17 protein-coding genes are annotated in these 22,297 nt (G+C 74.3%); 1 reads left to right on the top strand and 16 read right to left on the bottom strand.

Features of this window, described 5'->3' with window-relative positions; all coding sequences use genetic code 11:
- Positions 1–13 precede the first annotated feature (13 nt).
- The 3 genes from BM242_RS03820 to BM242_RS29170 are packed head-to-tail and all read right to left on the bottom strand — an operon-like array spanning position 14 to position 2,778.
- On the bottom strand, positions 14–1,933 hold the full coding sequence (locus BM242_RS03820; protein ID WP_093837341.1) for an LCP family protein: 1,920 nt from the start codon (positions 1,931–1,933) through the stop codon (positions 14–16).
- A gap of 21 nt (positions 1,934–1,954) precedes the next feature.
- Positions 1,955–2,578, bottom strand: coding sequence for a nicotinate-nucleotide adenylyltransferase (gene nadD, locus BM242_RS03815; protein ID WP_093837119.1), 624 nt, complete (start codon positions 2,576–2,578; stop codon positions 1,955–1,957).
- 41 nt (positions 2,579–2,619) lie between these two features.
- The gene (locus BM242_RS29170; RefSeq protein ID WP_175541235.1) at positions 2,620–2,778 is read right to left on the bottom strand and encodes a hypothetical protein; all 159 of its coding nucleotides are present in this window, start codon (positions 2,776–2,778) and stop codon (positions 2,620–2,622) included.
- A 179-nt stretch (positions 2,779–2,957) separates the two neighbouring features.
- Here BM242_RS29170 and BM242_RS03810 point away from each other — a divergent pair, with 179 nt between their 5' ends.
- Positions 2,958–4,118 (top strand): M48 family metallopeptidase, encoded by a 1,161-nt coding sequence (locus BM242_RS03810; RefSeq protein WP_093837118.1) that lies wholly within the window; start codon positions 2,958–2,960, stop codon positions 4,116–4,118.
- Between the two features lie 119 nt (positions 4,119–4,237).
- Here BM242_RS03810 and BM242_RS03805 read toward each other — a convergent pair whose 3' ends face one another.
- From BM242_RS03805 to BM242_RS03745, 13 genes are all read right to left on the bottom strand, one after another.
- Entirely contained in the window at positions 4,238–5,290 is a 1,053-nt protein-coding gene (locus BM242_RS03805) for an SCO2583 family membrane protein (protein ID WP_093837117.1), read from the bottom strand.
- Between the two features lie 110 nt (positions 5,291–5,400).
- Positions 5,401–6,435 carry an SCO2584 family spore wall biosynthesis protein gene (locus tag BM242_RS03800; RefSeq protein ID WP_139238252.1) on the bottom strand — a complete coding sequence of 345 codons (1,035 nt, stop codon included), beginning with the start codon at positions 6,433–6,435 and terminating at the stop codon, positions 5,401–5,403.
- 50 nt (positions 6,436–6,485) lie between these two features.
- Entirely contained in the window at positions 6,486–7,736 is a 1,251-nt protein-coding gene (locus BM242_RS03795) for a glutamate-5-semialdehyde dehydrogenase (RefSeq protein WP_245833821.1), read from the bottom strand.
- Between the two features lie 186 nt (positions 7,737–7,922).
- Positions 7,923–8,297, bottom strand: a complete 375-nt coding sequence (locus BM242_RS03790; RefSeq protein WP_245833820.1) for a hypothetical protein — start codon at positions 8,295–8,297, stop codon at positions 7,923–7,925.
- A gap of 311 nt (positions 8,298–8,608) precedes the next feature.
- Positions 8,609–9,727, bottom strand: a complete 1,119-nt coding sequence (gene proB, locus BM242_RS03785; RefSeq protein ID WP_483883318.1) for a glutamate 5-kinase — start codon at positions 9,725–9,727, stop codon at positions 8,609–8,611.
- 100 nt (positions 9,728–9,827) lie between these two features.
- Positions 9,828–11,597, bottom strand: coding sequence for a stealth family protein (locus tag BM242_RS03780; RefSeq protein WP_139238251.1), 1,770 nt, complete (start codon positions 11,595–11,597; stop codon positions 9,828–9,830).
- Positions 11,598–11,616: 19 nt separating this feature from the next.
- Complete coding sequence (locus BM242_RS03775; RefSeq protein WP_175541234.1) at positions 11,617–13,323, bottom strand: stealth family protein; 1,707 nt, start codon at positions 13,321–13,323, stop codon at positions 11,617–11,619.
- A gap of 483 nt (positions 13,324–13,806) precedes the next feature.
- Entirely contained in the window at positions 13,807–15,255 is a 1,449-nt protein-coding gene (gene obgE / locus BM242_RS03770; protein WP_093837111.1) for a GTPase ObgE, read from the bottom strand.
- A 191-nt stretch (positions 15,256–15,446) separates the two neighbouring features.
- Positions 15,447–15,704: a 50S ribosomal protein L27 gene (gene rpmA, locus BM242_RS03765; RefSeq protein ID WP_093837110.1), complete on the bottom strand. Its 258-nt coding sequence runs from the start codon at positions 15,702–15,704 to the stop codon at positions 15,447–15,449.
- 14 nt (positions 15,705–15,718) lie between these two features.
- A complete protein-coding gene (gene rplU / locus BM242_RS03760; RefSeq protein ID WP_093837109.1) occupies positions 15,719–16,042 on the bottom strand; it encodes a 50S ribosomal protein L21 in 324 nt (107 codons plus the stop codon).
- Between the two features lie 237 nt (positions 16,043–16,279).
- Positions 16,280–20,335: an Rne/Rng family ribonuclease gene (locus tag BM242_RS03755; protein ID WP_093837108.1), complete on the bottom strand. Its 4,056-nt coding sequence runs from the start codon at positions 20,333–20,335 to the stop codon at positions 16,280–16,282.
- Positions 20,336–20,751: 416 nt separating this feature from the next.
- The gene (locus BM242_RS03750) at positions 20,752–21,585 is read right to left on the bottom strand and encodes a TIGR03936 family radical SAM-associated protein (protein WP_093837107.1); all 834 of its coding nucleotides are present in this window, start codon (positions 21,583–21,585) and stop codon (positions 20,752–20,754) included.
- A gap of 135 nt (positions 21,586–21,720) precedes the next feature.
- Positions 21,721–22,260, bottom strand: a complete 540-nt coding sequence (locus BM242_RS03745; RefSeq protein ID WP_093837106.1) for a GNAT family N-acetyltransferase — start codon at positions 22,258–22,260, stop codon at positions 21,721–21,723.
- Positions 22,261–22,297: the final 37 nt, after the last annotated feature.

Genomic DNA, 22,297 nt, shown 5'->3' with positions numbered 1-22,297 from the left:
CCGGCCGGTCCGCTCACTCCTGCGCGCTCTCCCCGGCCGCCTCCTCGGCCGCCTCCTCGGCCGCATCCTCGGCGAAGTCCTCGCCGAGCAGCACCACCACATCGGCGGTGGCCGGGACCTCGCCCTGCACGGCGGCCTCGGCCGGCAGCCCGAACGTCTTGGCGACCTCGACGGCCGCCTCCTTGCGGGCCTCGTCGGCGTAGCGCACCTCGGACTCGGCCGCCGTCCGGTCCGCCGGCTTGGCGTCCACCACCGTGTAGCCGCCGTTGATCAGCACGATCCGGGCGGCTTCCGCGGAGCCCGCCACCCCGCTGGCGTCCCGGACCGCGATCCGCGGCGCGGCGCCCGGATCGGAGTTGGTGACCGTGCCGCCCAGCACGTCCTGCACCACCCCGTTGGCGGTTTCGTCGCTGATGGTGCCGTCGCTCTCCACCGGCAGCAGCTCGGTGGTGTGTGCGCTCTCCTGGGCGTGGCTGCCCAGCAGCGCCAGGCTGGCGCCCAGCTCCCCCTCGGGCAGCGAGGGGTCGGCTATCTGGCCCAGGTTCTGCACCACCGTGGTGGCCGCCTGCGCGGTGGTCGGCATCTTGGCCAGCACCGCCGCCATGACCTGGCCGAAGCGTTCGAGCTGGGCGCTCTGCGGCTCCTCCGGCGCGCGGTGCACGGCGTAGGCGATCGCGGCCCGCCCGGCGAGCAGGGTGTCCTCGCCCGCGGTGACCAGCGCTTCGCCGTCCTCGCCGGGAATCTCGGTGTCGGTGTCCACGGCGACGCCGCCGAGCAGATCGACCAGCACCTCCAGGAACGGGGTGTCCAGGCGCCAGGTGCCCTTGATGTCCGCGCCGAGCAGGAGGCCGACCGCCTCGCGGACCGAGGCGGCGCCCTCGTCCACCACGGCCTGGCCCAGGGTGGTGGTGCCGCCGTCCGGGGTGATCACCAGTTCGTTGGGGAGCAGCAGGGTGGTGGCCTCGCCGCTGGTCTCGTTGGCCACCAGCAGCATGGTGGAGGCGGTGTCGCCGCCGGTCTCCCGCAGATGCACGATGATCACATCCCGGGACTCGGCGCCGGGCCCGGCGGTCTCCTCGCCGCTGGATCCGGGCACGAAGGGCAGCCGGTCGGTCATCCAGAGAAACCCGGTGGCACCCAGCAGGGCCAGCACGGCGAACACGGCCAGCAGCTTGCGGCGGCCCACCGCGCGGCGTCTGGCCTCCTCCCGGCGCTCGCTGCGGCTCTCGCTGAACTCCAGCCAGTCGATGACGTCCTCGGTCTCGGTGTTCTCCTCGTCGACGAAGGAGAACTGCTCCGTCTGGTACTCCCGGCCGCCGTCCCGGGTGGCGCCCTCGGCGGGGCGGCGCGGGCCGGGAACCCCGGGGCCCGCGGGAGCGGCTGCGGCGGCCGGCCGCGGGCCGGTGTCGTGGTCCCGGGCGGGGGCCTGCGGCCCGGTGGCGTAGCCGGGGACGGCCGGCTGTCCGCCGGTGCCGAAGTCATAGCCGTGGCCGTATCCGGTGCCGGGGACGGAGCCGGTACCGGGCTGCTGGTGGGGGCCGCTCTGCCCGTCGGGGGCCGGGGGGAGGCCGGGGCCCGGCTGCTGCGGGTAGGGCGGCGCGTCCTGGACGTGTCCGGTGGCATACGGGTCGTAGCCGTAGCCCTGCCCGTGGTCCGGCGGCTGCGCGTGCCCCTGCGCCGGTCCGCCGTATCCGTATCCGTAGCCGGTGCTGTCGTAACCGGTGCTGTCATAACCGGTGCCTTCGTAGCCGGTGCTGTCATAACCGGTGCCGTCGTAGCCGCCCGCGGGGTAGCCGTCCGGCTGCTGACCGCCGTAGGTGTCGTGGGTTCCGTAGCCGGGCTGCGGCTGCTGTCCGGACGGGGGCTGGTAGAGGGGGCGCCCGTACTCGTCGTAGCCGTACACCTGTCCGTACGGATGCTGTCGGTCGTTCACCAGTCCGCCCTTCAACCCCTGTCAGCTCTGTGGCCCGTCCGGGGTCCGGTAGAGCCCGCGCTTGCTGATGTAGCGCACCACTCCGTCCGGCACCAGATACCAGACCGGGTCGCCGCGGGAAACCCGTTCCCGGCAGTCGCTGGAGGAAATGGCGAGGGCCGGCACCTCGATCAGGGACGCCTTGCCGCCCGGCAGCCCGGGATCGGCCAGCGGGTGCCCCGGCCGGGTCACGCCGATGAAGTGCGCCAGGGAGAACAGCTCATCCGCATTGCGCCAGCTCAGAATCTGTGCCAGAGCGTCCGCACCGGTGATGAAGAACAGCTCCGCCTCCGGATTGAGCGCCCGCAGCTCCCGCAGGGTGTCGCTGGTGTACGTGGCGCCCGGCCGGTCGATGTCGATCCGGCTCACCGAGAACTGCGGGTTCTCGGCGGTGGCGATGACCGTCATCAGATAACGGTCCTCGGCGGCGGAGACCTCCTTGTGGCTCTTCTGCCAGGGCTGGCCCGTGGGCACGAAGACCACTTCGTCGAGGCCGAAGCGGTGGGCGACCTCACTGGCGGCGACCAGATGCCCGTGGTGGACGGGATCGAAGGTGCCGCCCATCACACCGAGCCGGCGTTTGCCGGTCCGTATCTGCTCTCCCATGGGCCGACCCTAACCGGTCGGGGCGGAAATGGGTGCCCCGGTCAGCGGTCGCGGTTGAGCCGGGTGGTGATCCACAGCAGCAGGAGCAGCGCGCCCAGCGCGCCGGCTCCGATGGCGTAGGCGTTCAGGGTGGACCCGTGCTCGCCGCCCTCGCTTTCGGCCAGCGTGGTGAGGGCGGTGGTGACACTGCTGAGGTACATGCGGGACCTATCCAGGGACGAGGGCATGTGGAAACGTAGGGTCATCGTAAGCGGGCCGGACCGCCGGACCGGACGCCCCCCACCGCTCGGCAATTCCGCGGCGGATTCCGGGGACGCTCCCGGCGGCCGGTGCGTTGAGCCCTGCGGAGACACCGCGATGCCGACCAGGAGGGGGTCTCATGAGCGACGGCACGGAGGACACAGGTGGCAAGGCCGGTCCCGCACCGGACGAGAGCGCGGGCGCGGGCGGAGAGAATCTGCCGGGCCGCGGGCGCCGCCGTTTCCCCGGCATCTCCTCGCGGGCCTACGAGCACCCGGCGGACCGCTCGGCGCTGGTGGCGCTGCGCAAGCTCACCGGTTTCGACACGGTCTTCAAGGCGCTGAGCGCGATGCTTCCGGAGCGCAGCCTGCGGCTGCTGTTCCTGTCCGACTCGGTGCGGGTGAGCGAACGGCAGTTCCCCCATCTGCATCACATGCTGCTGGACGCCTGCCACATCCTGGACCTGGACAAGGTCCCGCCGATGTTCGTCTCGCAGGACCCCAAGCCCAATGCCATGTGCATCGGGCTGGACCGGCCGGTGATCGTGGTGACCACCGGCCTGGTGGAGCTGCTGGACGAGGAGGAGATGCGGGCGGTCGTCGGCCACGAGGTCGGCCACGCCCTCTCCGGCCACGCGGTCTACCGGACCATACTGCTGTTCCTGACCAGCCTGGCGGTCCGGGTGGCCTGGATTCCGCTGGGCAGCATGGCGATCATGGCGATCGTGACCGCGCTGCGGGAGTGGTTCCGCAAGTCGGAGCTGTCCGCGGACCGGGCCGGACTGCTGGTGGGCCAGGATCTCCAGGCCTCCATGCGCGGGCTGATGAAGCTGGCCGGCGGCAACCACCTGCATCAGATGAACGTGGACGCGTTCCTGGAGCAGGCCGAGGAGTACGAGGCGGGCGGCGATCTGCGCGACTCGGTGCTGAAGATCCTCAATGTGCTGCCGCGCAGCCACCCGTTCGCCGCCGTGCGCGCCGCGGAGCTCAACAAGTGGGCCAGGAGCCGGGACTACCAGCGGCTGATGGAGGGCCACTACATCCGGCGCGACTCGGACGGCGAGGCCTCGGTCTCGGAGTCGGTGCGGGACTCCGCCGCGCACTACACCGACTCGGTGAAGACCAGCAAGGACCCGCTGATGAAGCTGATCAACGATGTGGCGGGCGGAGCCGGTGACCTGGGCGGCCGGATCCGGGACTTCGCCAGCAATGTGGGCCGGCCCCGGCCGGGCTCCGGCTCCGGCCCCGCCTCCGGCGGCACCGGCCCGGACGGCGGCGGGGCCGCGCCGGGCAACGGCTGAGCAGAGCAGCCGGCCGGATCACACCGGCCGACGACGCGCCGCGGCGGGCGGCCGGGGCTCGCGGCACCGCGGGTCCCGGCCGCCCGCCGCAGCCGTACCGCTGCGGCGGGCGGTGCGGATCAGCCGGCGCTCAGGGTGCCGCCGCACAGCCTGACCTCGCCGGTCAGATCGAACGGATCGGTGGCCGGCCCGCCCGGGTCCCGGGCGGATTCCCCGGCCAGCAGCGGGCGCAGGCTGCGCGCCGACGAGTCCGCGCAGTCCGCCGGACCGGCCAGCACCCGCGAGCCGAGCAGCACCGTCGTCCGGTTGCGCAGATCCTCCTCGGTGAAGGACATCCGCAGCTCCCGCCGCACATGGAACAGCGAGGCGGGCGCCTCGGGGTCGGCCGCCGGACGTACCGCGTAGACCAGCAGATGGGTGCTGGAGACCTCCAGCGCGCCGTCCGCCTCGGTGACCGAGAAGACGCCGTCCACCCGGACCGGGCTGCCGGCCGGTTCGGCCTCCGAGGTGTCGAGGCGCACCAGCCAGCCGGTGGCCGGTGCCTGGCCGGTGCCGCCGGCCAGGCTGCGGTCGAGCTGGCGCTGCTGGCCGGGCCTGAGCAGCGAGCGCACCGGCAGGGCGGTCGCGCCGGTCAGCACCCCGGGGGTGATGCCGCTGGCCACCACATATTCCTTGGCCAGGGCCAGGGCATCGGCGACCTGGCCCTGGCTGTAGTGCTCGGTGGCGCGGGCCTCGGGAAGATCCAGACCGGCCGCGCCGATGCCGAAGGCGTCCGCGGGCGAGCCGGCGTAGAGCTCCTCCGGCTCGCCGCCGGGCACCGTGCCGTCCGGGGCCAGCGGCAGCACGCTGATCTGCGGGGGCGGCACGGCCGTGGTCCGGTCGCCGCCATAGGGCATGGCGTTGCCCAGATAGACGGCGGTGACCAGGGCCACCAGGATGACCAGGGCGAACGCCAGGCCCTGGGTGGGCAGCGACCCCAGCAGGGAGCGCACCGGCCCGGGATCGCGCCGCCGGACGGGTGAGGTGTGGTCCTCGATCCGCTGCTGGGCGGAGTACTCCTCCAGCCGGGCAGCCCGGACGAACGACTCGTCGAAGACGGTCGCTCGAAACTCCTCGTCCCCACCGGAGAGGTCGCCCGGGAAGCCCTCCGGAGGTTCCGCACGTCCGGCCACCCTTCCAGCGTAGGCGGGGAACCGAAGGGGAGACAGTCCTGGGCCCGCCCGCGCCGCCGGAGTTGCGGGCCGACGCGGGGGCGGGCCCGGTGCTGTCCGGCCGCTCCGCCTCAGGGGGCGGGGAACGGCCCGAGGCCGTCCGCGACGATCTCGGTCTCGGTCTCGGTCTCGTTCCCGGTCTCGTTCCCGGTGGCGTGCTCCGCCGGGTCCCGGGGTCCGTCGCCGGTGCCCGGGGTGTCCTCACCGGTGCCGGGGGTGCCGGACGACTGCCGGCCGGTGGCGTCCCCCTCGCTTCCCCCGCCGGCCGCCCCCGTGTCCTGGCGGTCCGGAGCGCGGCCGGCGGGACCGGGGACGCGAGGGCCGGGAGCGGCCTCCTCACCGGTGCCGGTGGTGGCGCCGGTGTCCCCGGGCTCGGTGCTGGGCGGCGGCACCTCCTGCGGCACGCCGCGCTGCCAGGCACCGGCCCGCTGCACCGCGATCAGCGCGATGGCGATCATGCTCAGGCCCATCATCACGGCCAGCACACAGGCCACCGGCCGCTGCCAGCGGGCCGGGCGGCGGCCGGGCGGCGGTTCCCCGGCGGCGCGCCGGCCGCCGTGCCCGCCGCCCGCCGTGGCCGCCATGGCCGCCGGGGCGTCCGCCGGATCCGGCAGAAAGCGCACGTGGTCCGGGCGGTCGTAGGGACCGGCCAGTCCGGGGGCGGGTGCCCCGCCGGGCGGGGCGAGGTCGCGCAGCCCCAGGGCGTCCAGATCCTCGTCCGGGATCCAGGCCGGGCCGCAGTCCAGCGGCCCCTCGCCGTCAGCCTCGCCCCGGCCCCGGCCGGAGCCGTCCAGCGGGCGGAAGACCGGGGGATCCGCCGGGTCGGCCGGGTCACCGGGATCGAGGAAGAAGCCCGACTGGCCGGCCCGCTCCTCGGCCTCGGCCGCGCCCTCGGCGGCGGCTGCCTCCTCGGCCGCCCGTTCCAGCAGCGCTCTGGCTATCCGCTCGGCGGCGCTGGGCTCTCTGATGGCTGCCGCCGCCACAAAGGCCTCGTCGAACACCACGGCGGCGAAAGCGTCCTCCGCTGCCCCGTGGTCCTGGTCCTGGTCGTGGTCGTCGGGCCGCTGGCCGTCCGGGAACGGCTGGCCCCCCACCTCCTCCGGCACGCCACCCAGACTAGGCCGATCGGGTGCCGGAGGGGAGGGCCGCCGGGAAATCATCCCCGGGTGTGACCGTCCCCGGTGACCACATACTTGGTGGAGGTGAGCTCGGGCAGGCCCATGGGGCCGCGGGCGTGCAGCTTCTGGGTGGAGATGCCGATCTCCGCGCCGAAGCCGAACTGGCCGCCGTCCGTGAACCGGGTGGAGGCGTTCACCATCACGGCCGCGGAGTCCACCAGGGAGACAAAGCGGCGGGCGGCCAGGGCGTCCCGGGTGACGATGGCCTCGGTGTGGCCGGAGGACCAGCGGCGGATGTGCGCCACCGCGGCGTCCAGGTCCGGCACCACGCCGGCCGCGATGTCGTGGCTCAGATACTCCGTCGCCCAGTCCTCGCCGGTCACCGGGAGCACCTCGACACCGGCCGCGGCGCCGGCCTTCTGCCAGCTCTCGTCGCCGTGCACGGTGACGCCGGCCTCGGTCAGCGCGGCCAGCGCCCGGGGCAGGAACGCCTCGGCGATGCCCTGGTGGACCAGGACCGTCTCGGCCGCGTTGCACACGCTGGGCCGCTGGGCCTTGGAGTTGACCAGGATCTCCACGGCCATGTCCAGATCGGCGAGCTCGTCCACATAGACATGCACATTTCCGACGCCGGTCTCGATCACCGGCACGGTGGACTCGCTGACCACGGTCTGGATCAGCGAGGCGCCGCCGCGCGGGATGAGCACGTCCACCAGGCCGCGGGCGCCCATCAGCTCGCGCACCGACTCCCGGCTCTCGCCCGGCACCAGCTGCACCGCGTCGGCCGGCAGGCCGGCCGCGGCCACCGCGTCCCGGACCACGGCGACCAGGGCGGTGTTGGAGGCGTAGGCCGAGGAGGAGCCGCGCAGCAGCACGGCGTTGCCGGACTTCAGGCACAGCACGGCGGCGTCCACGGTGACATTGGGCCGGGCCTCGTAGATGATGCCGACCACGCCCAGCGGCACCCGGACCTGCCGCAGCTCCAAGCCGCCTGGCAGAGTGGAGCCGCGGACCACCTCGCCGACCGGGTCGGGCAGGGCGACGATGTCGCGCACATCGGAGGCGATGGCGGCGATCCGCTCGGGGGTGAGGGTGAGCCGGTCCACGACGGCGGCCGAGGTGCCGGCGGCCCGGGCCCGCTCGACGTCCCGGACGTTGGCCTCGACGATCTCCCCGGCGCGGGCCACCAGGGCGTCGGCGATGGCCAGCAGCGCGCCGTCCCGGACGGTGCGCGGCAGCGGGGCCAGCTCGGTGGCCGCCGCCCGGGCCCGGCGCGCGGTCACCAGCACCGGCGACTCGGCCGGCCCGTCCGGCCCGGCGCTGCCGGGGGACACGGCGGATGCGGCTGCGGCTGTGGATGCGGCGGAAACCTCACTACGGCTCATACCCGCCAAGGGTAGCCGCGCGGTGCGGCGGCAAGGCCCGTCGTCCGCATCCCGAGCACCCCGGCCACCGCCGCGGGCGGGCCGCGGCGGTCAGAACGGGTGCACGCCCACGGGGACGGCGGGCGGCGGGCCGTAGCCCTCGGCCAGGCGCTGGTGGTACGTCTCCCGGCCGATCACCTCCAGCCCCACGATCTCCCATGGCGGAAGCCGCGCCGACCGCCGGTGCTCGCCCCACAGCCGCAGCGCCACGGCCGCGGCGTCCCGCAGATCGCGGGCCTCTTCCCAGTAGCGGATCTCGGCATGGTCGGCGGCGTAGCGGCTGGTGAGCAGAAAGGGGTGGTCGTGGGCGAGCTGCTCCAGTGCCCGGCGCACGTCCTGCAGCGGTGTCCGGGCACCGGCGACGCTGAGCGTGACGTGCCACAGCCGGGACTCCTCGCGTCCGGCGCTTGCGCTCTCCTCCCCGATCCGGGACCCCTGGCCCCCCTCGACACTGGCCAGTCGTCTCACCGGCGGCCTCCTGACCTGGTGCTGTTGTGGTGCTTTCCGGTGCGCACACGGCACCGCCCGCTCTCCTCCCCACGGGCCCGCCTCCACGCTGCCATCTACCGGCAGCCGATGTGGCCGTTTCCCCAACCTTCGGCGGATCGGTTGCCCGGCGGCGCGTCCGGATACCCGCTGATGTGCTATTTGTCCACCGCCGCGCACCGGATCACGCCGGCGGCCCATGCCGGGCCGACGCCCGCCCGGGACCGCGGCTGAACCGGGTCAGGACCGGGTCAGGACCGCATCAGCACAAGGTCGTCGCGGTGCACCACCTCGCGCTCGTAGTCCGGGCCCAGCTCCCGGGCCAGCTCCCGGGTCGAACGGCCGATCAGCAGGGGAATCTCCCGGGCATCGAAGTTGACGAGCCCGCGGGCCACGGTCCGCCCGGTCTCGTCGCGCAGCTCGATGGGCTCGCCGGCCGTGAAGTCGCCGTCCACCGCGGTGATCCCGGCGGGCAGCAGGGAGCCGCCGCCCTCGGTGATGGCCCGGACCGCGCCGGCGTCCAGGGTGACCCCGCCGCGCGGGGAGGAGGCGTGCGCCAGCCACAGCAGCCGGCCCGCCGAGCGGGGACCGGTGGCCCGGAACCAGGTGCCGGTGGCCCGGCCGGCCAGCGCGTCGGCGACATGCACCGCGGAGGTCAGCACCACCGGGATGCCGTCCCCGGTGGCGATCCGGGCGGCCTCCACCTTGGTCACCATGCCGCCGGTGCCGACGCCCGCCCGGCCCGCGCTGCCCAGCTCCACCCCGGCCAGATCCTCCGGCCCGTCGACCGTCGCCAGCTTCCGCGCCCCGGGCCGGCGCGGATCACCGTCGTAGAGGCCGTCCACATCGGAGAGCAGCACCAGCAGGTCCGCCCGCACCACATGGGCGACCAGCGCGGCCAGCCGGTCGTTGTCGCCGAACCGGATTTCGTCGGTGGCCACCGCGTCGTTCTCGTTGACCACCGGTACCGCGCCCATGGCCAGCAACTGCTCCAGGGTGCGCCGGGCGTTGCGGAAGTGCACCCGGTGGCTGGTGTCGTAGGTGGTGAGCAGCACCTGGCCCACCCGGCGCCCGTAGCGGGCGAAGGAGGCGGTGTAGCGGGCGAGCAGCAGGCCCTGGCCCACGCTGGCCGCCGCCTGCTGACGGGCCAGATCGGTGGGCCGCCGCAGCAGCCCCAGCGGGGCCAGCCCGGCGGCGATGGCGCCGGAGGAGACCAGCACGATCTCCCGGTCCTGATGCTTGGCCAGCACATCGACCAGGGCGTCCACCCGGTCCGCGTCCAGGCCCCCGGCCGCCGTGGTCAGCGACGAGGAGCCGATCTTGACGACGATCCTGCGGGCGTCCACCACGTCCTGCCGTACGCCAGACACTGCGTCTTTCCCCTGTTCAGCCAGCCGGTCAGCCCTCACGGACCAGACCAATCTACGCCAGGGACCGCCCCGCCTCACTCCGGTTCCGGCCCGCGGACCGTCAGGCGGGCAGCTCCCACGGGCTGCGGAAGGGATAGGTGCGGGTGAGAAAGGCACGCAGCCGGGCGTGGACGGCGGGCCGGGAGGCGGGCGCGGTGTCCACATCGTTCAGGCAGAAGACATCGATGTCCGCGCCGGCCAGCCGGGCCAGCCGGGTGTGCAGGCCGGGCTTGCCGACGTCGATGTAGCGGAACTTGTACTCCCCCGGCACCGCACGCCCGGTGAGCAGCGCCCAGTGGTGGTGCAGGGTGGCGGCCGGGGCCAGGTCGGTGATGGCACGGAACCGGGAGTGCGTGGTCCCGGTCAGCGCCTCGAACCCGGCCTCCTCGATCTCCTCCATCACCGCCCTGATCTGCGGATGCGGGGTGTGCAGGAACTTGTGCACGGCAAACCGGCCATGGGTGAGCAGCAGCAGCTCCCGGACGTTCTTCCCGGCCGAGTTGGGCGCCGGCTCCAGCGGATGCGGCGGGCCCAGGCCGAGTTTCAGCGGGGAGAACGGTATCCGCGCGATGCCGTTGGCGTGGAAGAAGTCCTCGGCGCGCATCGGGCGGTTGAGAAAGACGTCGTCGTTGAAGTACAGGTAGCGCTCGGCCAGTCGGGGGATGCGGTGCAGACGGCTCTCGATGGCGTGCGAGTTGAACACCGGCAGCGCCGAGTGCGGCAGGATCTCGCGGTGGTCCACCACCGTCAGCCCGGGGGCCGAGGTGTCCAGCCAGGACGGTACCTGCTGGTCGGTCACCAGATAGACATGGCGGACGAAGGGGGCGTACATGGCCAGCGAGCGCAGGGAGTACTTCAGCTCGTCGTGGCTGGTGTAGCGGGAGGCGCCGACCTCGCGCGCCGCGATGCCCGGACCCTGCCGCGGCAGATGCCGGCGGCGGCGCTCGGCCAGCGCCGGATCGCTGCCGTCCACCCAGGTGAAGACCGCGTCCACCGGGAAGGTGACCTCATCGGCCAGGGTCTCGGCAAAGGGCTGGAAGGTGGGCACCTCACGGCCGGCCGGCCGGACGAAGGCGGGCTTGCGGGCCTCCACCGGCACCACCTCGGAGACCCGGTTGGGCCGCGGCGCCACCAGTGACTCCCGGAAGGAGTCGGTGAGCCGACGGCCCGGCACGGTCAGCCAGGTGCCGTCCGCGCCGCCCGGCCCGGCCTGTTCGCCGGACCGCCAGAACTCGATGTCGCAGCCGGTGGCCATCGGGTCCCGGGGGGCGTGCCCGCCCTCGCCCAGCCGGATCACCCCCACCCGCAGCACCTCGGCGCGGCGCACCGCCCGGGGCAGCCGCCCGTCCGCCCACAGTGCCACCGGGCCCGGCCGGCCGCCGGGGGCCGCGGCGCCGCCGGGCCCGTCGGCGCCGCGGGCCGGCACCGCCGCGGCATAGGCCGGTCCGCCGCCGAGGCGGGCCGCGGCCTCGGCCAGCAGCCGGGCCCGGAACGGCTCCTCCACACCCACCGTGTACCGCTGCCGGGCCATGCCCGGCACCAGGAAGTAGGGAATGCCGGCCGCGTCCAGCACGCCCGCCACCAGGTCCAGATCCTCGGCCGCCGCCGCCCCGGCCGAGTAGCGCTCCACGACCCGGCCGCACAGCCCAGGGCCGCCGGGCACCGACACCGCGCGCACCGCGGAGCCGGCCCGGCGCAGCTTCCGCCGCCGCCGGGCGGTCAGTACCGACCGGCCCGCGCCCAGGGCCCGCCACCGGAACCGCTCCAGCGGTGCCGACAGCGGACGCAGCACCGCCACCGCGCGTCGCACGATCCCGCGCAGGCTCCTCATCGAACTCTCTCCGGCGGCCTCAGGGCTTCTCGAACGGACTGGGGAAGGGGAAGTACTCGGCCAGGAACCGGCCCATCCGCTCGTGCACCTCTTCGCGCCGCTCCGGCGGCACGTCCACATCGTTGAGGCAGAAGAAGTCGAAGCGGCGGGTGCGGGCCATGTCGTCGAGCCGCTGCCCGGCGTCGTCCCGGCTGATGTTCACATAGCGGAAGCTGAACCGGCCCGGCACCCCGCGGCCGGTGAGCAGCGCGTACTGGTACTGCAGCGGCGCGGTCATGGCGATGTCCTGCGGGGAGCGGAAGCGGCTGGCGGTGGTCCGCGCGATGTCCTCGGGGAACAGCTCCTCCAGCTCGCGCAGCGTGGGACGGTGCTGCGGCAGCGGGGTGTGCATGAAGTTGTTGGTGGTCATCCGGCCGAACTTCTCCATCAGCAGCCGGCGGACGTTCTTGCCGGCCGAGTTGGTGGCCGTCTCCTCGGCATGCGGCTTGCCCACCCCGATCTTCAGCGGGGAGACCGGGATGCGCAGCACTCCGCTGCCGTGGAAGAAGTGCTCGGCGCTGACCCGGCGGCCCACGAAGACATCGTCGTTGAAGTACAGATAGTGATCGGACAGGCCCTCGATGTGGTGCAGCCGGGTCTCGATGGCGTGCGAGTTGAACACCGGCAGCACGCCGTCGTCGGGGAAGATGTCGCGGTGGTCCACGACCGTGATGCCCTCGGCGTCCCGGTCCAGCCAGTGCGGGCACTGCCCGTCGGTGACCAGATAGATGTGGCGGACGAAGGGGGCGTACATGGCCAGCGAGCGCAGCGAGTACCTCAGCTCGTCGTGGCTGGTGTACCGGGACTCGTTGATCTCCTTGTCCAGGATCTCGGCGGTGCCCCGGCCCTGGTAGCGGGCGCGCTTGGCCCGCATCGCCGGCTCATTGCCGTCCACCCAGGTGTAGACCACGTCCACCGGAAAGGTGACGTCGTTCACGGTGGGCACGGTGAACGGCTGGAACGTGGTGACCTCGATGCCGCCGGCCCGGACCAGCGCCGGGGTCTGCTCCGCGGCGGGCACCACATCGGCGACCCGGTTCCGGCGCGGCGCGACCAGCGCATCGGCGAAGATCTCCGCGGACGCCTGGGGCTGGACCCGGGCCAGTTCCCGCTCGCCGTCCGGGCCGGACAGCAGCTCGGCGCCGTCCTCCCAGAACTCGACGTCGCAGCCCAGCTCCGGGCCGCCCAGCACCTGACCGGCCGGACCGACGTGCACCACGCCCACCCGGATCACCGAGGCGGTGCGCAGGCTCACCGGCAGCCGGCCGTCCATCAGCAGGGCCGAGCGGCGGAGCTGGCCGCCCAGTATGGGCCGGCCGACGAACACGGCGCTGCCGCCGTGCAGCTCCTCCAGCGCGGTGAAGAAGCGCTCCCGGTCGGCGGCCCGCACACCCACCGTCCACCGGGTGCGGGAGATGCCGGGGACCAGGAAGACGGAGGCACCGGCCCGCTCCAGGACGGCCAGCACCAGCTCCAGATTGGCGTCGGCGGCCCCGGCGGCGGTGAACTCGGAGACCACCCGGCCGTAGAAGTGCTGACCGCCGACGACCACCCGGCGCAGACCGGAGTCGGCGGCCACGGCCCGGCGGCGGCGGCGCATCGACCGAAGCTGCCACATCTGTTCGACCGCCCTGCGCTCCACCCTCGGACGGAGCCGCCTGACCACCCTGCGAACGACCACTGCCATTCCCTTCTGCACCACCGGCATGGACCGGAACGCCGCCCGGAGTCGCTGGTTCCGGGGCGGCCGGCGGCCCGCCGGCACACCCGGCACCCCGGCCGGCGACCCGGGCCGATGCGGACTCCGGCGCGGCCCGCCGCGGCCCGGCCACTGCCGTCCGCCCGAGCGGGCCTCGCCCAAGGAGGAACGAGTGGCCTCCCGCAATGTCACCGTCGGCAGCGCACCCGGTAGGGCCGCACAGCCGGGCTGTGGCCTCCCCGACATTTACCGTACACGCAAGGTTAGCGCCAAAGTCCGGTGGAGTTTCCCGCCTTGACATCCGGGCCCCGGTGGTGCGGACGGGCGTGCGCCGGGGCTCGCGGCGCCCCGCGGCGGCACCGTCCCGCCCAGCTCACCGGCCGCGGACAGGCCGCCGCCGGCGCACCGGGCGGGCGGCACGCCCGCGGGCCGCTGTTGCGGAGTTGTGACAACCGGAGGACGCCGGACGGTTCACTGCCCGGCGAGCGGCCCGCCGTCGCCGTATCCGGCCTGGGCTTCCGCCCGCTCCGCCTCCCGGTCGCGGCGGCGCTGGACCGCGGGCCGCAGCTCGTCCAGCCGGTGGTCCTCACCGCGCCGGCCCAGCATCTCCGCGCCCGTGCTGACCGACGGCTCCCAGTCGAAGACCACGGCATTGTCCTCGGGGCCGATGGCCACGCCGTCGCCCTCCCGGGCGCCCATCCGGAACAGCTCGTCCTCCACGCCCAGCCGGTTCAGCCGGTCGGCCAGATAGCCCACGGCCTCGTTGTTGGTGAAGTCGGTCTGCCGCACCCAGCGCTCCGGCTTGCCGCCCCGCACCCGGAACATCCCCTCGCCCTCACGGGTCACGGTGAAGCCGGCGTCGTCCACCGCCTGCGGCCGGATCACGATCCGGGTGGCCTGCTGCCTCGGCTGCGCCGCGCGCGCCTCGGCGACGATCCCGGCCAGCGCGAAGGACAGCTCGCGCAGCCCCTTGCGGGAGACCGCGGAGACGTCGAACACCCGGTGGCCGCGCGCCCGGAGCTCGGCCCGCACCAGATCGGCCAGCTCCTGCCCGTCGGGGATGTCGGTCTTGTTGAGCGCCACCACCCGGGGGCGGTCCTTCAGGCCGCCGCCGTAGGCCTCCAGCTCGGCCTCGATGACGTCCAGGTCGCTCAGCGGATCGCGGTCCGTCTCCAGGGCCGCGCAGTCCAGCACATGCACCAGCACCTTGCAGCGCTCCACATGGCGGAGGAACTCCAGCCCCAGCCCGCGCCCCTGGCTGGCGCCGGGGATCAGCCCGGGCACATCCGCCACGGTGTAGACGGTCTCTCCCGCGGTGACCACCCCGAGGTTGGGCACCAGGGTGGTGAACGGATAGTCCGCGATCTTGGGACGGGCGGCGGAGAGCACCGAGATCAGTGAGGACTTGCCGGCGCTCGGGTAGCCGACCAGGGCGACATCGGCGACGGTCTTCAGCTCCAGGACGATGTCGCCCCGCTCACCGGGCTCGCCGAGCAGGGCGAAGCCGGGCGCCTTGCGGCGCGGCGAGGCCAGCGCGGCATTGCCGAGGCCGCCGCGCCCGCCGCGGGCCGCCACATAACTGGTGCCCTCGCCGACCAGGTCGGCCAGCACGGTGCCGTTGCGGTCGGTGACCACCGTGCCGTCCGGGACCGGCAGCACCAGGCTGTCGCCGTCCTTGCCGGTCCGGTTGTCGCCCTCGCCGGGGCGGCCGTTGCCGGCCGCGCGGTGCGGGCGGTGGTGGTACTCCAGCAGCGTGGTGACGTCCCGGTCCACGACCAGCACCACATCGCCGCCCCGGCCGCCGTTGCCGCCGTTGGGCCCGCCCAGCGGCTTGAACTTCTCCCGGTGCACCGAGGCACAGCCGTGACCGCCGTTGCCCGCGGCGACATGCAGTTCGACGCGGTCGACGAAGGTGGTCATGAAAAGCCTCCGGAGTACTGGTACTGGATCGGACAAGCACGGGATCGGAACGGAACCGGGCACAGGCGGCCGACACACCGCCAACAAACGGCCGGCCGGAAGGATTCCCCGGCAGGACGCGTCGAGGGCGGATGCGCACGCGCATCCGCCCTCGACGACCTGCGATCAACGCCGGCTGAGACCGGTGGGGCTCAGCCCTCGGCCGGAACGATGTTGACGACCTTGCGGTCCCGCAGCCGGCCGAACTCCACCACACCCGCGCGCAGCGCGAACAGGGTGTCGTCGCCGCCGCGGCCCACGCCCTTGCCGGGGTGGAAGTGGGTGCCGCGCTGGCGGATCAGGATCTCGCCCGCGTTCACCACCTGGCCGCCGAAGCGCTTCACACCGAGATACTGCGGGTTGGAGTCACGACCGTTCCGGGTGGAGGACGCGCCCTTCTTGTGTGCCATGTGTCTTCAGTCCCTTACTTCGTGGCCGGAGCGGGGATCTCCGTGACCTTGAGCTGCGTGTGGAGCTGGCGGTGCCCCATACGGCGGCGGTAGCCCGTCTTGTTCTTGTACTTCTGGATCCGGATCTTGTCGCCCTTGTAGTGGTCCAGGACCTCGGCCCGGACCTTCACTCCGGCGAGCACCCACGGATCGCTGGTGACGGTCTCCCCGTCCACCACGAGCAGGCAGGAGAGCTCGACGGTGTCGCCCGCCTTGCTGCTGGCCATTCGGTCGACCTCGATGACGTCGCCGACAGCAACCTTCTGCTGACGGCCGCCAGTGCGCACGATCGCGTACACGCGGAACTCTCTCTCGTCTCGATGCGGAGCCACCGATGCCAGGCTGGCCGGCCGGATTCCGGCTGCACGGCCCGCCCTCTCCCGTCGGCCGGGAGGAAGGTGCTCGGGGCCAAGCGTGACAACACGCCGACGGTCAAGAATAGGAAAGCCTTGCCGACCTGGTCAAATCGGCGCCGGCGGGCTGGCAGGCACGGCCCGGGCGCCGGGCCGTGCCTGCCAGCCTGCCGGCCTGCCTGGTCAGTCCTCCGCGGAGGCGGTGACCGAGGGCAGCGCCTGCTGCTCGGCCGCGGCCGTGGCCGTGGCCTTCTTGGCGGTGGCCTTCTTCGCCGCGGACTTCGCGCTCTTCTTCGCCGCCGCCTTCTTGGCCGTCTTCTTGGCGGCGGTCTTCTTGGCGGCCTTCTTGGCGGTGGCCTTCTTGGCCGCCTTGCGCGCCGCCTTCGGCGCCTCCGCCGCGCTCCCGGCCTCCGGCTCCTGCGCCGGCTCAGCCTCCGGGTCCCGCTGCGGTTCCGGTTCCGGCTGCTGCCCGGCGGTCTCGGCGCCGGCCGTCTCCTCCGGTACGGCGGCGGGCGCCGACACCCGGCGCACCACCCGGCGGCGGCGCGGTGCCGCCGGCTCGTCCTCCGCCTGCGCCGCGGGCTCCGCCGCGGCGGCGGGCACCGGCTCGGCCTCGGGCACCGGCTCGGGGGCGACCACGACCACCGCCGGCTCCGAGCCACCGCGCGGCGCCCCGGCCGGTGCGGTGACCTTGCGGGTCACCCGGCGCCGCCGGCGCCCGCCCCGGCGGATGCTCTCCTCCGCCTCGGCCACGCTGCTGTACAGCTCCTCGTCGGGGACGAACTCCAGCGCGGCCTCGGCCGCCTCCTCGGCAGCCGCCTCCACCGGCGCCGGCCCGGCCTCCGCCGCCTCGGCGACCGCTTCCCCGGCGGTCTCCCCGGCGGTCTCCGCCGCGGCCTGGGCGGCGGCCTCCTCGGCGGCCCGCTGTTCGGCCTGGCGCTGCTTCTTCCTGGCCTTCTTCCCGCCCGCCGGCGCCGCGGCGTGCACCTGCTCCATATGGACGATCACGCCGCGCCCGTTGCAGTGCACGCACGGCTCGGAGAACGACTCCAGCAGCCCCTGGCCCACCCGCTTGCGGGTCATCTGCACCAGACCCAGCGAGGTGACCTCGGCGACCTGGTGCTTGGTCCGGTCCCGGCCCAGGCACTCCAGCAGCCGCCGCAGCACCAGCTCGCGGTTGGACTCCAGCACCATGTCGATGAAGTCGATCACGATGATGCCGCCGAGGTCGCGCAGCCGGAGCTGGCGCACGATCTCCTCGGCCGCCTCCAGGTTGTTCCTGGTGACCGTCTCCTCCAGGTTGCCGCCCTGGCCGGTGAAGCGTCCGGTGTTGACATCGATCACCACCATGGCCTCGGTCCGGTCGATCACCAGGGAGCCGCCGCTGGGCAGCCAGACCTTGCGGTCCAGCGCCTTCATGAGCTGCTCGTCGATCCGGTAGGTGGCGAACACGTCCACCTCCGAGGACCAGCGCTGGAGCCGGCCGGCCAGGTCCGGCGCGACCTGCGAGACATAGCCGTGCACGGTCTCCCAGGCGGTGTCGCCGCTGACGATGACCTTGGAGAAGTCCTCGTTGAAGATGTCCCGGACGACCCGCACGGTCATGTCCGGCTCGCCGTAGAGCAGGCTGGGCGCATTGCCCTTCTTGGCCTTGCGCCGGATGTCCTCCCACAGCTTCTGGAGCCGCTCGACGTCGCGGGTCAGCTCCTCCTCGCTGGCGCCCTCCGCCGCGGTGCGGACGATCACGCCCGCGTCGTCCGGCACCACCCTCTTCAGAATCTGCTTCAGCCGGGACCGCTCGGTGTCCGGCAGCTTGCGGCTGATCCCGGTCATCGAGCCCTCGGGCACATACACCAGGTAGCGGCCGGGCAGCGAGATCTGGCTGGTCAGCCGGGCGCCCTTGTGGCCCATCGGGTCCTTGGTGACCTGCACCAGCACCGACTGGCCGGACTTCAGGGCGGTTTCGATCCGGCGCGGGCCGCCGGAGAGGCCGAGTGCCTCGAAGTTCACCTCGCCCGCGTAGAGCACGGCGTTGCGGCCCTTGCCGATGTCCACGAAGGCGGCCTCCATGGACGGCAGTACGTTCTGCACCTTGCCCAGGTAGACATTGCCGACGTAGCTGTGCGACTGCTCCTTGTTGACATAGTGCTCGACAAGGACGCCGTCCTCCATCACGCCGATCTGGGTCCGTTCGCCGCTCTGGCGGACGACCATGACCCGCTCCACCGATTCCCGGCGGGCCAGGAACTCGGCCTCGGTGAGGATCGGGACCCGGCGGCGACCCTGCTCCCGGCCCTCCCGGCGGCGCTGCTTCTTGGCCTCCAGCCGGGTGGAACCCTTGATGGACTGCACGCCGTCGTGGGCCTCGGCGCCCTCGCCCTTGCGGCGGGGCTCGCGGACCTTGACCACGGTGCGCTCGGGGTCGTCCACGGACGGCTCGGTTTCCGCCGCGGCCTCCCCCCGCCGGCGGCGACGGCGACGGCGGCGGCGGGAGCCGCCCTCGCCCTCGTCCTCGGTGTCGATCTCGGTCTCCGCCTCGGCCTCGGCGGCTCCGGCCTCCACGGTCTCCGGCCGCTCGTCGGCGGCGGACGGCCCGGCGCCGTCTTCCCGCCCGGCCCCGGCCTCCTCCTCGGCGAAGCGTTCCGCGGCGCGTTCGGCGGTCTCGCTGCGGCGGCGGCGACGGCCACCGCGGCGGCGACGGCGGCCACCGCGCTCCAGCTGCTCCTCGGCAGCCGCGGGCTCACCGGCCTCCGGTGCCCCTTCCGGCTCGGCCCCGGCAGCCTCCGGCTCGGCGGCCTCGGCCGCCCTCTCCTCGGGCTCGCGCCCGGGCTCGGGCTCCTCCTCGCGGGCCTGCGCGGCCTCCTCGGCGGCCCGCTCGGGCGTCTGGAACATGGGCGCCTGGAAGACGGGCGCCTGGAACAGCGCGGCGGGCGGGCCGGCGGCGGGCGGCGCCATGGGCGGCGTGGTCGCCGGCTCGTCCTCGGGCGCGCCGCCCTCCGGCTCGGCGAAGGCCGGCACCTGAGGCGGGGCCGTCCGGCGGCGGGTGCGCCGGGCGGGACCGGGCTCACCCTCCCCGGCGGCCTCCGCTTCGCGCGTAGCACGCCGGCGCACGGGCTCGGGGATCTCGGCCCCGGGCTGCGTCTCGGTCTCGGTCTGCGTCTCGGTCCGGGGCTCGGTCCGGGGCTCGGTCTCGGCCGCCGCGCGCACCGCACGACGCCGCGTCCGCTTCGGCGGCGCGGCCTCCGCAGTCTCCGCCGCCTCCGCCGTTTCGGCGGTCTCGGCGGGCTGCTCCTCCGGCTGACCGGCCTTGCGGCGCCGGGTCCGCTTCGGCGCGGCGGCACCGGCCTCGTCCTCCGCCGGCTCGGCGGCCTCCGGCGCGGCGCTCGCGGCGCGCACCACCCGGCGTCGCCGCCGCGGCTCGGCGGCCTCCGCCGGCTCACCGGCCGGTGCCGCCTCGGCGGGCTCGCCGGGCTCGCCGGGCTCGGTGGTGACCGTTTCCGCGGAACCCGCCGCGCGTGCCGCACGGCGCCGCTTCCGCGGCGGCGCCGGCTCGGCCGGTCCGGATGCCCCGGCCTCGGTCCCGGACTCGGCGGGCTGGACGGTCTCGGCCGGCTCGGCCGGCGGCGGCACGGCCGCCGCGACCCGCACCGCACGACGCCGCGTCCGCTTCGGCGGCGCCGCCTCAGCGGCCTCAGGGGTCTCAGGGGTCTCCGCCGCCCCGGCATCGGGCTCACCGGCCGCGGGTACGGCCTCGGCGGTCTCGGCGGTCTCGGTGCCGGCGGCGCCCCGCGGCAGGACAATCTCGGCGGGCTCGGCCGCCGGCGGCGCAGCCGCCGCGACCCGCACCGCACGACGCCGCGTCCGCTTCGGCGGCGCGGCCTCGGCCGGCGGTCCGCCCGGGGCAGCCTCGGGCTCACCGGCCCCGCCGGCCGAGGCCGCCGGCTCCGGTCCCGCCGTTGCGGCGGTCCCGGCCCCGGCCCCGGTTTCCGGCTCGTCCTCCTCGGCGGCCGGCGGCACAGGCTCCGCCGGTCCGGCGGGACCGGCAGGCGGCTGCTCGTCGGTGGGCATCAGGTCCTCGGCCGGTGTCTCGTCCGCCGCGGCCGGGGCCGGGGGGCCGGCCGGGCGGGTGGCGACCCGCCGCCGGGGCGGCAGCGTGTCGCTCGGGGTACTCCTCGTGGTGGTCTCGTTCTCGATGCGTTCGGCGCCGTCCGCTTCCGCGGACTCGTTGGGCTCGTGCATGCGGGCATTTCTCCCGTCGCGCCCCCGGGCGCCGGGGTCGGCGCCGCTCGAGGGCTGTCTGTGTCGCTCGTCACTCGCCGGTTCCGGCCTCCCTCGTCCGGCTGCGGCGAAAGTCTGCTGTTGGGTGCGCCGGCCTCGTCAGCCGGACCCGAGTGGCTCCCTGGTGCCGGGCGGTTCGGCGGCGCGCGACGGCATCGCCGAGGCCGTTGCCCGGACCGGACGCGCTTCTCGGTCCGCGCCGCCTGGCACCGCCCGGGGGCGTGCCACGGGGCTTCCCTGTTCAGGATTCTCCCGGAGAGGAGGCGCGGGCGCTCGCTCGCCCGGCCTTCCCTGCGGACGGCGGGCGACAACGCGCGTGCGCCTCCCAGCCCGGGAGCGTCCCTTCGGACCCCCGTACTGCTGGCGTCGCGGACCCGTCACGGCTGGCCGGACGGGCCCTGGCCGGTGACCTCCGACACCGCCGCGGTCCACTGCCCGGCGGCCGTGGGTGGAGCGGCCGGGTCGGCGTCGCGGTCAGGCGCGAACGGATCGGTCACCGTGCCGGTCTCCTCATCGAACGGCCCCTGCGCCAGCCTGGTCACCGCGGCGGGGACCGGCGGCGCCAGGTCGGCAGTGGAGCGAAGGCCGGACAGGACGTCGTCGGGTCGTACGGCAGGTGTGGTATGCCGCACTACCAGGCGCAGTATCGCACAAGCCGGGTCGGTCGGCCCATCGGACCCTCCAGGAAGCCCGCCCGCGACCGCCGTCTCCCCGGCGCCGGACGCCACGGACAGCGACATCACCGCGGCCCGGGCGTCAAAGGTGCGGGTGCCCTTCTTGGTCTGGCGGCGCACCTCCACGGTCTCGGTGGCCAGGAAGGACCGCACCGCCGCCGCGGCTTCCTCCGGCCGGACCCCGTCCAGCCGGAGTTCCCAGCAGGAGGCGGCCAGCCGGTCCGCGAAGTCGGAGGTCCGCGCCTGTACCGCCTCGGTCACGTCCAGTCCGGGCGGCAGCGAGGCGTCCAGCAGCCGCCGGACCGTCTCCGGGTCGCGCGGCTCGGCCAGCGCGATCTCCAGATACTCGGCCTCGCTGGCGGTGCCGGTCGGGGCGGCGTTGGCGTAGCTGACCTTCGGATGCGGGGTGAATCCGGCCGAGTAGGCCATGGGCACCTCGGCCCGGCGCAGCGCCCGCTCGAAGGCGCGCTGGAAGTCCCGGTGGCTGGTGAACCGCAGCCGGCCGCGCTTGGTGTACCGCAGCCGGATGCGCTGCACCGCCGGTGCGGGCGGCGGCCCCGCGGGTTGTCGCTTGCCCAGTGTCGTTCAGTCCCTTGTCCAACAGTGCGGCGGCCGGAGGCTTCCGGCGCGGTCCGCGTCATCCCGTGTTCTGTTCGGTTCCCGCTCTCCAGGCTACGCGGCGGCGGTGTCGATCCAGTAGCGGAGCTTCTTGCCGCGCTGGTCCTCGAACCGGCCGCCGCAGTGCTCGATGATCCGGCGGGAGGCGTCGTTGTCGTCGTCGCAGGTGACCAGGACGGCCTCGATGCCCATCCGGTGGGCGGCCGGCAGGGCGGCGCGCAGCATGGCGGTGCCGTGGCCCCGGCGGCGGGCCGAGGGGCGCACGTCGTAGCCGATGTGGCCGGCGAACTCCAGCATCAGCCGGTTGAGCCGGTGCCGGATGGCGAGCCGGCCGAGCCATTCGCCGTCCTCGGTCCACCACAGTGTGGTGCACGGCACATGGCCGCGCGGCCGGGGAGTCTCCTCCAGCACGTCCGCGCGGACCGCGGCCACATAGGCGGCGAAGGCCCCGGGCTCGTGCCAGCGCCCGCTCCAGGTGGCGAGGTCCCGGCCGATCATGGAGCCGTCGCCGGTGCGCCCCTCGGCCTCGAACTCCTTCATGGCCGCCAGAAAAGACGCGTGCACCGCGGTATCCGGCTCACTCAGCTCAGGCATGTCCCGACCGTCCTCTCCCCCGCGCCACCGCGCGCCG

The organism is Streptomyces aidingensis (assembly GCF_900112355.1).
Lineage (GTDB): Bacteria > Actinomycetota > Actinomycetes > Streptomycetales > Streptomycetaceae > Streptomyces > Streptomyces aidingensis.
The sequence above is the reverse complement of the archived record's forward strand: the minus strand, read 5'-3'. Positions and strand labels throughout refer to the sequence as shown.